Genomic DNA, 12,808 nt, shown 5'->3' on the forward strand with positions numbered 1-12,808 from the left:
CAAGGTACCGGTAGCCGTTGGTGTACCTGATATAACATTGCCATCGTCATCATGGCCCGCTTCAGTCACAGCACCAACAAGCTTACTGCTGGCATTAAACGTTGGCTGATCATTCGTACCCGTGATAGTAATTGTAACAACTTCCGAGGTCACAGCGCCTTTGTCGTCAGTAACACTGACGGTAAATTGAATTTCTTGTGTTTGACCTTCTTTAAGTGCCTGTGTTTGAGGGGAATTATTATCGAGATTAAAGACCCACAAACCACTAGGTTGCACTTGTAAGCTACCAAAGTCGCTACTTCCATCTTCCACAGCAAAAGTTAAACTTGAGCCTTGGTCCACATCACTCGCAACAAGCGTACCTGACACTATTGATTGACCAGCTACCTCTGTTCCATCGTCAAGGTTACCAGCCTCAACAACTTGCCCAGAGAAGTTACTTGAAGTCGAAAACTCTGGCTTATCATTTGTTCCAGTAATTGTAATTACAATCGTATCGGTTACCACCGCACCTTTGTCATCGGTAACCAAAACCGTGAATTCAGATGTAGCAGTTTGACCCTCTGCTAGAGCTTGTGTCGCGGTAGAACTGTTGTTTAAGGTGTAGGTCCATTCACCAGTCTTACTATCAATAGAGATAGAGCCGTATTGGTCAGATTGGTTAGCGACTGAATAAGCAAGAACCGAGTCGGTATCGTTATCTGTCGCAACAACTTGGCCAGTCGCAGTGTCATTTCCTGCGTCGATATCGCCGTTATCGAAGTGACCAGATTCGGTTACACTCCCTTCCCCTGGTTCGACTATCACAGGAATATCATTGATAGGATTGATGGTGATGGCTACACCACCCGACTGAACAGAGTTTATCTCTCCACGACCATCGTCAACTGTGTAGGTAAATTGGCCAGCATCTTCACCTGCGGTGTATTCCATTGGCGCATCAAATTGTAAACCTTCAAACTCAGCTTGTGTTAACTGCTGACCTAACGTAACCGGTGTGCCATCTGCGAGTGTTAGGGTACCCAATTTAGGGAGCTCTGTGACAGTGAGCGTCAGCACATCACCATTCGGGTCAATAGGAAAGTCGAGGTTTAACTGACCATCTTGCGATTCTTCATCGTAATTACGTAAATCAAAGACAGTAACAGGGGCGGCATTAGAGAAAATATCTAGGAGTGTATTAGTCTGGGTATCGTTAAGACTGCGAGGATCAAGTCCTGTTGTTTCGAAGAAAGTCGCAGCTTGAACTTGTGGGTTTATCGCTTCAACGGTTGCCGCATCGGATATACTGGAGCTTAGGCCATCACCGGCAGCCGTGGCTTGATCTTCATTTTGAGTCGGGTCTTCACCGGATTCAATTTGAGCAATGATGTCTAGTGCATCTTGATCACCTTGCAGCAGACTTGAGCCAAAATCATCACTTGGAACGTCGACTTGAGCGAGCTTAATGCCCTCTAATTCATCACTAGGCTGCTCGGCAACCTGTTCAAGCACTACGTCTCCAGGTCGGGGATCAACCCCTTCTGGTAATACGACCAATTTTCCTTGTGAATCAAGAACTAGGGTTCCTGTGACATTCACAAGCCCCATTAATGCAGCGATACTCATGGCGAGCTCCTTTAAAACCGACTTCACTCTGGTTAAAAGTTCAAAAAACTGTTACTTCGATACCCAAACACCATTTAGTTGATATGCACTCTCGCACATTCAAACATTATAGGTTTGTTCATCTTCATTTCTAATTTATATGCATAATGTAAATATCAGATATTTATCGTTATATAAATTGAAATTGGAATTAAATTAGGGGAAGTCTCAAAAACGAAATACCAAAAGGCATCTGTATAGAAAACAAGCAGTCATTTCGTTTAAAACAAGAGGATAAAGGTAATGATTTGTATGGTTTAGGTAGTGAGCGTGTCTAAAAGCTCAGGGTTAACGCCGAACCCAGTTTTATGCTCCTCAATGACCACTTCACTGCGAGTTTGAATCACCCCCGGCAAAGTACCCAACTTGGTGGACATAAATGCTTGATAGGACTTCATATCTTTGGTGCGAACTTTGATCATTGTGTCGAAGTCACCCGATAGAGAGTAACACTCTTCAATTTCAGGCATCAGTTCTACCGCTTTGGCAAACTTCTCGAAGATGGAAAAACTGGTTTGATCGAGTCGAATATGAATGAAAACTTGGACATCCAAATTCAGTTTCTCTGGATTGAGCTCCGCATGATACCCAAGAATGAAGCCTTCTTTTTCTAGTCGCTTAACCCGATCAGAGCAGGGAGACGTTGTTAGATTGACCTGTTTAGCCAACTCAACAATCGGCATGCGACCTTTAAGGCTGAGTATTCTTAGTATTTCTAAATCGATTTTATCTAATGCGAGCGAAGCCATTGATTTATCTCGAGCGAATGGACATTCTCTCGATTGTAAATCAATCGTTATGCATGTAAATAGACGTCAGATCACAAACTCACAACAAAACCAAAAGGTTAAACGTAGGGAGCCTGAAAAAATTACGCTAAGTTTGCTTGCTGACTCATGACTGGTTTTGCCGCTTCTTGGTTTTGCTTATTACAAACTCGGCAATACAGCTGACGCTCTAGTTTGTAATAACCACTACCTGTGACAAGTTGAGACATTAATTGCTGGAAGCTCTGGAGCATGGAAGTACTATCATTTGGACTGCGTCGCATCACGGCTTTGTGGGCTGTATCTTTCTTGCATGCTGCGCAGTAGTTAGTTGGCATTGTCATTGTCTCCAGCTGGTCTGATCATTTCGTGACCATATTGTGTAAAAGGTCGATAGAATTACAAAACGATCATTGCAAAAAATGTGGCAGCTATTCCAAATTCTTGGTCATTATTTTGCGAATTTTTGATCAAGATTTCGAAATTAACTTACAAACCCCTCCAAAAAACCGAAAGTGTAACAAGATGCAAGCAAATTATGTCATCTTGCTGCGAAAATCACGTATCACTACTAATAATCAACAAAGTGCGCATTTAACTGGTACAAAAAAGCCCACTCCTAAGAGTGGGCTCGACGCTTTAATTTCGTTAGATAGTTACTTAGCTGGTTTGATATTGAAGAAAATAGCAAACAGTACTGGCACCACGATCAAAGTCAGTACCGTCGCAAATCCAAGTCCAGCCATGATCGTCACCGCCATAGAGCCAAAGAACGCATCAAACACCAGCGGGATCATCCCCAAAATAGTTGTCAAGGCCGCCATACTCACTGGACGCACACGACTCACAGCACTATCAACAATCGCTAAATACGGATCCTTGCCACTTTCCAGCTCAAGATTGATCTGATCCATCAGAACAATACCGTTTTTCAGGATCATACCGCTCAGGCTTAACAATCCAAGTAACGCCGTAAAGCTGAATGGCATATTGGATAGTAAGAGACCAAATGCGACACCAATGATCGACAGTGGAACAGTAAGCCATATCACCAAAGGCTTTTTCAATGAGTTGAATAGCAACATGGTAATAATGAACATCAATAAATAACCCATAGGCAAGGATTTGAACATCGCTTCTTGCGCATCCTTCGATGATTCATATTCGCCACCCCATTCGATCGTGTAGCCATCAGGCAGAGGCAGTGATTCTACCTGTGGCTTAACACGAGCGAATAAACTTGCTGCGGTTTCATCTCCAAGCACATCGTGATCTGCCAGTACGGTTAATGTACGTTTTCTATCACGACGTTGAATAATAGGTTCTTGCCAATCCAAAGTAACATTGTCAATGACTTGCTCGACCGGAACATAGGTCTGAAGCATTGGACTCCATATGGAAATATTCTGCAAAGACGCATAGTCCACACGCTCATCTTCAATTAGGCGAGTCACGATAGGTAGCATCTGAGTGCCATCACGGAATATGCCAATGGTATTGCCACCGAATGCCAGCTGAAGTGTGTTAGATAAATCCTCTTTAGAGATACCCAAACGACGCGCTTTCGACTCGTTAAATTGAGGAACTAGCTCTTTGGTTCTTTCACGCCAATCATGTCGAATGTTTCGCGCCCCTGGATCAGCAATCAGTACATCTTCAACTTGTACCGCAATATCACGTAGTACTTGAGGATCTGGACCTATAATACGAGCCTCGATCTTTGAAGCAGGCGACGGACCGAACTCCATTAAACGTAGCTGGAACGTTGGTGCGGCGAATTCGCTCGCTAAGTTATCATCTAACTTATGTAGTAGCTCAAACATATTGTCGCGACTAGTTGCTCGTACTTGCAGCTGAGCATAGCCTTCGTAGCTCTTCTCTGGCTGATAAGTCAACATGAAGCGTTGTAGTCCTTGACCAACCGACGTAGAGACGAACTCAACGTTATCCTGCGCTTGAATGTATTGCTCCACTTTTTCTGTTTGCTTAAGTGTCTGACGAATATCCGTTCCTTCAGGCATCCACATATCGACAAAGAACATTGGCGTATTAGATGGTGGGAAAAATGACTGTTTCACCAAACCAAACGCCATCACCGCGGCAATGAGCATTGCTACCATGCCCGCGACGGTTAACCAACGCAGTTTTAGAGCAAGTTTTAATGACCAACGGAAGACCGTGAACAAAACACCTTTATATGGGTCAGAGTCATCTGCGCTCTCGTTTTTGTCTGATTCCTTCAGCAGTAAGTCAGCCAAGAACGGTGTCAACGTTAATGCGGTAATCCAACTTAGGAACAGTGAATAACACAGAACCCAAAATAGAGACCCCATGAATTCACCAGTTGCGTCCTGAGACAAACCAATAGGCGCAAATGCTGTAATCGCAATTATGGTTGCACCAAGCAGTGGCCATTGAGTTTGCTTAGCGATACCCATTGCAGCTTGCTTCTTGGTTTGGCCTTGTTTTAGCCCTACTAAAATGCCTTCTACAATCACAATGGCATTATCCACCAGCATACCCAGAGCAATAATCAACGCGCCCAGAGAAATACGATGTAGCTCGATATTATTGATACTCATCATAATGAAAGTACCAAACACCGTTAGCAGCAAAACCGCACCAATGATGATGCCGCTACGCATTCCCATGGTAAACAGCAGCACTAAAATGACGATTCCAACCGCTTGAGCAAGGCTGACTACAAAGTCTTGAACTGACTTATCTACTTCCGCCGATTGATTGTAGAAGTAGTCAAGATGAATGCCCGCAGGTTTGATGCTTTCTAATGATTTCAGCTGTACATCTAACGCCTTACCGACTTCCACTACGTTAACCCCAGACGAAAATGAAATCGCTAGGTTAATAGCAGGCTTACCGTTAAACGTAATCACATTCGACGGTTTCTCTTGAATACCTTTTGAAATATCCGCGACATCTTTAAGACGAATCAAGTTTCCGGTATCACGACCATGGATAATCAGATTTTCCAATGACTCAACGGAATCTAAGCTACCATTTGGACGAATCGCTAAGCTTTCGCCATTAATCATAATCTCGCCAGAGGAAAGCACGCTGTTTTGCTGATTAAGCAACCCCATCACCGCATTCATGTCCAGATTCAGTGCTGACAACCTTTCTAGAGATAGCTCAACAAACAGCATCTCTTGCTGATCGCCTGCAATGGCCACTTTGCCTACGCCATCGACTAACTCAAGCTCTCTGCTTAAATAATCCGCATAGCGCTTAAGCTCAACATAATCATAGCCATCACCCGTGAGCATGATCATTACGCCAAACACATCACCAAAATCGTCAATGATTTGTACCGAGCTCACACCATTTGGGAGCTGCGGTTGTAGATCATTGATTTTTCGGCGCATCTCATCCCAAATCTGTGGCAACTCATCAGGACCATAGTCCATTTTCATACTAACCATGATTTGAGAAAGACCCGAAGATGATGTCGATTTGATGTTATCGATATAAGGGAGTTTGCGGATTTCTTTCTCTAATGGATACGTCAGTTCTTCTTCGACTTCCGTGGATGTTGCCCCCGGATAGGTAGAAATAATCATTGCATCTTTAATGGTAAATGCAGGGTCTTCCAAACGACCTAGATCCATAAAAGATTGCACGCCACCGATAGCTAAAATGACTAGAAACAACCAGCTGATGACGCGGTTCTTAATTGAATATTCCGTTAAACTCATTGTTATTTATTCCCCTTGAGAGCCACTTCTTCACCATCTCTCAGTTTTCTCAAGTTAGAGCTCACCAACACGTCGCCTTGGGTAACACCAGTATCAACAATCACACCGAAACTGTTTATTTGATCCACGTGAACAGGCGTCTTAGTGACGACTCCTTCAGCATGTTTCCATACAAAGAACTCGCCTTGCTTAGTACCGGCCTCAAGCACGGTCATAGGCAACTGATAGCCTTGGATTGAACTTAGCCCTGCTGCCACCATGTCCACGTTCACGGCAACACTCGTACCAGGAAGGATTTTCTCAGTTGGTTGAGGCATCTGAAGCCACAATTCATAGGCACGGCTTTGTGAGTCAGGCTCGCTAGAGTGCTCCAAATACTTCATGCTGTAGCTTTGATCTACACCAGAAAAATAGGCTCTTGGCTGATAAGCATTTTTCTGAGCCTGTGGAGTAATCGATGCAAGAATGTAGTCCGACAAACTGATTTTCACGTACACCTTGTCGTCTTGATAGACAGACACCACGGTTTCACCAGGCCCAACATTCTCGAAACGCTCTTTATCAACACTCGCAACCACACCCGCAAAAGGTGCCTTCAAGCTGGTATATTGAATCTGATGTTGAATGTTCTGATACTGCGCTTTCGCAAGCTGCTTGTTGGACGTTAATTCATCCAGCTCAGAGCTAGAGATCATGTCTCTTGAATATAATTCCGCACCACGACGCAATTGCTTGGTCGCTAGTTCAAATTGTGCTTGTGCATCACGGTACTGTTGCTGAAGTTTTTGGTCATCAAGCTTTGCGACAACTTGACCTTTCTTCACCGATTGACCAGATTTCACGAGTAAGTGTGAGATTTCACCTTGAATACGGAACGCCAGATTAGTCTGCTCAGCTGTGACCACTTGGCCACGAAACTCGCGATATTGCTGTTCAACAGGTTTTTGAACTTCAATCGTCTCCACCTGCAACGGTGCTCGCTCACGCACAGTGATATCTGAATAACAGCCTTGCAACGTAAGGGCAGCTAAACCTAATGCTAATATTGACTTTTTCACTAGATACCACCCTCACGAGTCCATAATTTGACTTGCTGTCCTTCGGCTAAGTTTGCCGCGCCTGCTACTACAATTTGGTCGCCTTGTTGTAAACCAGCCGTCACGTCACCCTTTTCATCAAGTGAAAGCTTGATTTGATGAACTTGATGGGTCGCTGGGTCAAAGCGCCAAACCTTACCGCTGGTTTCGTTCTGGTTAATCCATGCGGCAACAGGCAAAGAAAACGCACGTTCTGTGGTTTCACTTTGGATATGTACTTGTCCGGACATGCCTGCGAGTACATTGATATTTTCTGGCTTAGTAATTTTTACTGACGCTGCGTAGCTATTGGTATCAAGATCAGGCTGCATCGCAATCTCTCTAAAGGACGCTTCAATACGCTGGTTACGATGGCTATCTAGCGTGACGAAAAAGTGCTGATGCTTAAGCTCATCCAGCGTCATGTTCTTCACTTCAGTGACCGGAATAGCGAACGTAACGTCTAAGTCTTGGCTACTAATGAGATTCAGAATGGGCTGCTTGGCACCGACCACTTCATATGGTTTTTGATGAGTAACTGACACCACACCATCAAACGGAGCGATAATTTGTGTGTAACCTAGATCCGCCTTAGCTTGCTCAAGCGAAGCCTGTGAGGCCTTAAACTGTGTTTCATTGCGATCAAAGGCATCGGCACTGATAAGCTTCTTAGCAAATAACTGCTCGGCACGTTTTAATTGGGACTGTGCGAGATCAAACTCAGCTTGACGAGCATCCAAGGCCACTTGATAGTCCGTTGGGTCAAGTGTCGCTAGAATTTCACCCGCTCTCACCGCTTCACCCATCTTCACATCTATCGAAGATATTTGTCCTGCTACCTGAAACGACAGCTGTGCTCGGTCTGTGGCATCCACTTGCGCCAAATAACTGCTCACTGGCGAGAAATTCAACTCAGGAACTTCGACCACTTTAACTGGCTTGATCACGGGTTCATTAATTTCCGATTGTGCTTGATTACAACCGGACAGGCCGACGGCTGCCAATAAAGGCAACACAATCAAACCACTAGTTTTGAATAGACGATGGGTTTTCATAATATTTATCCCAAATTATATTTTACACTTGTGCAGTTAATTACTTTACAAGTGTGCAGTATAAGTATAATTTGAAAGAGATCAATAAATATTGCACATGTGTGCAGTATAATTTTTACGACTAACTTTATCGCTTTTGGTTATATGAAGAAGTCGTGACATTAACTCAGTAAATTTACTGCTCTTGATGACAGGATTGATGCGAATCTTGTCGTCGAGCACATTATTGCAGTACCCTGTATAGGATTGATTGAATTTAGAAGGTATCGAGTGGAAAAGAAAAAAGGTCGTCGCAGCGCAACGGCAGCGGAAGAGACGAAAAACCTGATCATGACGGTCGCAGCAGAAATGTTTTGTGAGCTAGGCTATGAGCGTGTATCCATACGCAATATTAGTGAGCGCGCAGGCGTCTCTCATAGTTTGATTCGTCACCACTTCGGTAGCAAAGAACAAATTTGGTATGGCATCAGCGACCACCTTCACGCGTATATGCAAAAGTACATTCGTTATCTTCTCGATCAGCTTCCAGAAGACACCCCCGCGAATGTCAAAGTCTACCGTTTTGCTGTAGGTATGTTGGCGCACTGCATTGTCATTCCTCAACCGATCCAACTTATCGCAGACGCAATGCGTCAAGAAAATGAATTCTTCGACTACTTTATTGATAGCACCGGAGAAATTGAGAGCATCGTGTTCAAGTTGGTTGATGACTACAACGCAAATTCCCCACAAACGCCACTCATTATGCATGAGCTGAAGTGGAAACTGATGATGTTCGCCCACGGTTCTGCTTGTATGCTCCCCATGCTCAAAGAAACATGGTCACAGGAAACCACAGATCTGGATGAATGTTTGGTCAAACACTGGTCGCTGTTCGAAGCACAAGTTGCAAATGAGCTGTCTATAGGTGAACAAGACCGTTTGAAGCCGACAAAGGTCGATGAGCTTGTTTATCAAGTTGATTGTGATTGGGGTGAGTGTCCAAGATAATTGTGCATGTATGCTGTGGATTGAGGGTTAAACTACGATCTCTCATCCACTCCAGGAAACTAAGAAATAAAACGTGCCTACAACAAGTGACATAAAGTATGTCACGATCCAACATGTATTCGCCACCGCCGTGTTCAAACCATACAACCTAGCAGGTAATACCCCGATAAAGCCGCAAGGCATGCAGGCTAGAATGATACAAAGCGGCAGCAAGACTCCGCTAGCTGCACTCCAGAGATCCAAAGACCAAAAAGCAAATAAGACAAATAGAACACCAAACGCAATCCTTGTCATAGACGCAGTTATCGCAATTCTAGCCCACTTTCTCGAACCAGTAAGATGAAAAGTTAGTCCAGCGGCAAATACAAGTAACAAGCTACCAAGTGGTATAAGCCATTGACTAACATCTGACAAAATGGAAGGTCGACGTACATCGGTAACAGACAAGAGTAATCCCGTACACAAAGCACTGACAGAAACTACAAAAACAGGATTGCGCCAAAAATGATGAGCTTTGTCACCCATTGTTTTTCCCTGCGCGCGACAGTAAGGAAATATCAAGCCGAAATAGATCGCTTCTTCAAATAACTTGAATAGCGCAAGCAAGGCCACACCATCTTCACCAAAAAACACAAAGGCAAACAACGCACCTAAAGCACCAATATTGTAGAAACTGGTAGTGGGGAGTAAGGAGGCAAAATCAATCCGCGATAAAGAGAAAATTCGAGAAATGAAGATAGCTGTTACTGCACCAGAGCCAATAACTCCAACTCCCAGCAACGGCACAATCAGTAACTCAGTATCTACACCACTCAACTGCCACAAAGAGTTAATGACGGCAAAAGGAATAATGAGTAGTAGCGATGATTGACTCGCCAATGACCTTAAAGCCTCTGAGCGTGTCGGCGCATAGTGCTGAATAAGCATTCCCACAAAAAAACTGACACCTATAAGAACCAGCATAATTATTAGTTGCTGAACCACAAAATCTCCTCGACAAAATCCGTATCGCCTACAAACCCTTGAACTATGGCAACAACTCCAGTTAACAAGCAAAGGCTATATTATCACTCTGTAAACTCTGGAAGTGCGCAATATTGTTAGCTGATGTGCTCACCGCAAACTATTTTTCACTTCCCTTAATAATACAAAATCGAAACTAAAAGAAATATAACGGAATCAAAAAGACAGAGAAAAATGGTATCCAACCTAGTGAAAACCTTTTAAACACTACCAACATCACATAAACTTTCGAACTCGTAAATAATCGAAGACATTCGATTGATTTTAAATTATCATTACTAGAGATATCAATCAGCGATATAGCGTCGCTGAAAGACGGAATAGATAATTTTAACTGGAGATTAGCTGTGAAAGAACTCGTAAGATCACACAAGGAAGACAATCAGAAGTTGGGCATTTACTCCGTATGTTCAGCTCACCCATTAGTCATTGAAGCTGCACTAAAATACGAACTTACGTCAGGAAAACAAGTACTGATCGAAGCAACATCAAACCAGGTGAATCAATTTGGTGGCTATACAGGAATGCACCCGAAAGATTTCGTAAGCTACGTTCATGATATTGCAATTAAAGTCGGTTTCCCCATCGAGCGAATCATTCTCGGCGGTGACCACTTAGGTCCAAACTGCTGGCAGCAGGAAAGTGCAAGTTCTGCTATGGCAAAATCCCTTGAGCTAATCAAAGCTTATGTGGAAGCTGGATTTACAAAAATACACCTAGATGCCTCAATGTCTTGTGCTGACGATGATATCCCACTCGACCCTATGATTGTCGCAAAACGGTCGGCGGAAATGTGTAAAGTAGCAGAAACGCATATTGCTCCTGAGCTAAAATCAAAACTCACCTACGTCATTGGTACAGAGGTCCCTGTTCCTGGAGGAGAAGCTACTGAAATCGAAGCAGTACATGTAAGTAAGCTCACTGATATCCGAAATACCATTGACACTCATGTCACAGCTTTCGAAGCGCTGGGAATTAGCGAAGCATTGAGTAGAGTAATAGCGGTCGTAGTTCAGCCGGGGGTAGAATTTGACCACAGCAAAGTCATTCGATTTAAAAAAGACAAAGCTTCTGAGATTTCCCGCTTTATAGAAGACACTCCATGGCTTTATGAAGCACATTCTACCGACTATCAAACCCAAGAACACCTTAGTGATTTAGTAGAAAACCATTTCGCTATCCTAAAAGTAGGACCAGCTCTTACGTTTGCTTTACGTGAAGCACTATTTGCTCTAGCCGAAATGGAAACAGAAATAGTCTCAATAGAACAGAGTAGTCGCTTCAAAAAAGTGGTTGATGATGTTCTCCTAGATGAACCTAAATACTGGAAGTCATACTATGGTGATAAGCACTCGACAATCATTAATAACCTCCACTACAGCTTCTCAGATCGTATTCGCTACTACTGGTCTGAGCCACGGATTCAAAACGCATTTAACCTGTTAATTAGCAACCTAAGAGCAAACCCAATTCCGTTGTCTATGCTCAGTCAATATATGCCGAAACAGTATCAAAAAGTTAGCGAAGGAATCATTGACCTAGAACCAACAACGTTGGTGATCGACAAAATTCAAGAAGTAGTAGAGATGTACTCCAAAGCGTGTGAGTAAAACTAAAAAGGCCAGCAATGCTGGCCTTTTTAAGAACATAAGCATTAATCAACAACGATTACTTCCAACCCAATATTTTCAAACTTTCTTTTAGTATCAGCTGGAATACCGCTATCAGTCACTAAGGTGTCTATCTGAGAAGCATCTAGGACCTTGTTGAAACCAATACGCCCTAATTTAGCAGAATCAACGACAGCAACGACCTTTTGAACACAAGATGCCATTACACCAGTAATAGCGTATCCCTCATTAAAAGTCGTGATACCCTTCTCGGGGTCAATACCATCAGCTCCCACAAAAAGTACATCTGCCTGAACACCATTTAAGCACTGTTCCGCTTGGTATCCATGAAGGGATTTCGTTTTACTGCGATACGTTCCGCCAACAATAACTAGAGTCGTATCTGGTGCTTCCAATAATTCTGATGAAGCCGCCAGATTATTCGTGATAATAGTATACCCACCTTCCTTAGCGAGGTATTTGGCAACAAGATGCGTGGTACTGCCACTATCAATGATAATGGAGTCACCTTTTCTAACGAGACCAGCGGCCACACAAGCAATTCTTTCTTTGGAGTCTGAATTTAATTGATATCGATTGTCGATTTGTACTTCATCTTCATACTCTTGTTGAGTGAGAGGGAGGGATTCAATCGACTGTGCTCCGCCAAAGAAACGTTTTAATTTGCCCTGATTTTCCAAAAACTTCAGATCTGAGCGAAGTGTAACTTCAGAAGTATCAAATAATACTGATAACTCTTTAACAGCAACCTGGCCATCTTTTTTAAGGAGCTCGAGTATCTTTTCTCTACGGTTTAACGGGTTCATGCGTTCCTCACTCTACAACTTCGAAACAACGTGGCGGCTCACATTGCGAAAAACATCAATGGTATTTGAAAGATTCCGCAATGTAAATGATATATAAATA

General features: G+C 43.3%; 10 protein-coding genes. 2 read left to right on the plus strand and 8 right to left on the minus strand.

Features of this window, described 5'->3' with window-relative positions; translation table 11 throughout:
- From L2W36_RS23710 to L2W36_RS23735, 6 genes are all read right to left on the minus strand, one after another.
- On the minus strand, positions 1-1,608 hold a 1,608-nt coding region (locus tag L2W36_RS23710), incomplete at its 3' end, for a VCBS domain-containing protein (protein WP_236111765.1).
- Positions 1,609-1,904: 296 nt separating this feature from the next.
- Positions 1,905-2,396, minus strand: a complete 492-nt coding sequence (locus L2W36_RS23715; RefSeq protein ID WP_006070243.1) for an Lrp/AsnC family transcriptional regulator — start codon at positions 2,394-2,396, stop codon at positions 1,905-1,907.
- Between the two features lie 122 nt (positions 2,397-2,518).
- The gene (locus L2W36_RS23720) at positions 2,519-2,752 is read right to left on the minus strand and encodes a hypothetical protein (RefSeq protein WP_006070244.1); all 234 of its coding nucleotides are present in this window, start codon (positions 2,750-2,752) and stop codon (positions 2,519-2,521) included.
- Between the two features lie 318 nt (positions 2,753-3,070).
- Positions 3,071-6,127: an efflux RND transporter permease subunit gene (locus L2W36_RS23725; RefSeq protein ID WP_236111766.1), complete on the minus strand. Its 3,057-nt coding sequence runs from the start codon at positions 6,125-6,127 to the stop codon at positions 3,071-3,073.
- 2 nt (positions 6,128-6,129) lie between these two features.
- A complete protein-coding gene (locus tag L2W36_RS23730; RefSeq protein ID WP_236111767.1) occupies positions 6,130-7,185 on the minus strand; it encodes an efflux RND transporter periplasmic adaptor subunit in 1,056 nt (351 codons plus the stop codon).
- On the minus strand, positions 7,185-8,258 hold the full coding sequence (locus L2W36_RS23735) for an efflux RND transporter periplasmic adaptor subunit (protein WP_088877754.1): 1,074 nt from the start codon (positions 8,256-8,258) through the stop codon (positions 7,185-7,187). Before L2W36_RS23735 ends, L2W36_RS23730 begins: the two co-directional genes overlap by 1 nt.
- Before the next feature lie 270 nt (positions 8,259-8,528).
- On the opposite strand from L2W36_RS23735, the gene L2W36_RS23740 reads away from it, so the two are divergent.
- Positions 8,529-9,248 carry a TetR/AcrR family transcriptional regulator gene (locus tag L2W36_RS23740; protein WP_236111768.1) on the plus strand — a complete coding sequence of 240 codons (720 nt, stop codon included), beginning with the start codon at positions 8,529-8,531 and terminating at the stop codon, positions 9,246-9,248.
- A 42-nt stretch (positions 9,249-9,290) separates the two neighbouring features.
- On the opposite strand, the gene L2W36_RS23745 is transcribed toward L2W36_RS23740, so the two are convergent.
- Complete coding sequence (locus tag L2W36_RS23745) at positions 9,291-10,232, minus strand: AEC family transporter (RefSeq protein ID WP_236111769.1); 942 nt, start codon at positions 10,230-10,232, stop codon at positions 9,291-9,293.
- A gap of 386 nt (positions 10,233-10,618) precedes the next feature.
- Between L2W36_RS23745 and gatZ the strand changes: the two genes are divergently transcribed.
- Positions 10,619-11,881, plus strand: a complete 1,263-nt coding sequence (gatZ, locus tag L2W36_RS23750) for a tagatose-bisphosphate aldolase subunit GatZ (RefSeq protein WP_236111770.1) — start codon at positions 10,619-10,621, stop codon at positions 11,879-11,881.
- Positions 11,882-11,925: 44 nt separating this feature from the next.
- On the opposite strand, the gene L2W36_RS23755 is transcribed toward gatZ, so the two are convergent.
- Complete coding sequence (locus L2W36_RS23755) at positions 11,926-12,708, minus strand: DeoR/GlpR family DNA-binding transcription regulator (RefSeq protein ID WP_171393954.1); 783 nt, start codon at positions 12,706-12,708, stop codon at positions 11,926-11,928.
- Positions 12,709-12,808: the final 100 nt, after the last annotated feature.

This window comes from Vibrio sp. McD22-P3, assembly GCF_021568915.1.
Classification (GTDB): Bacteria; Pseudomonadota; Gammaproteobacteria; order Enterobacterales; family Vibrionaceae; genus Vibrio; species Vibrio mediterranei.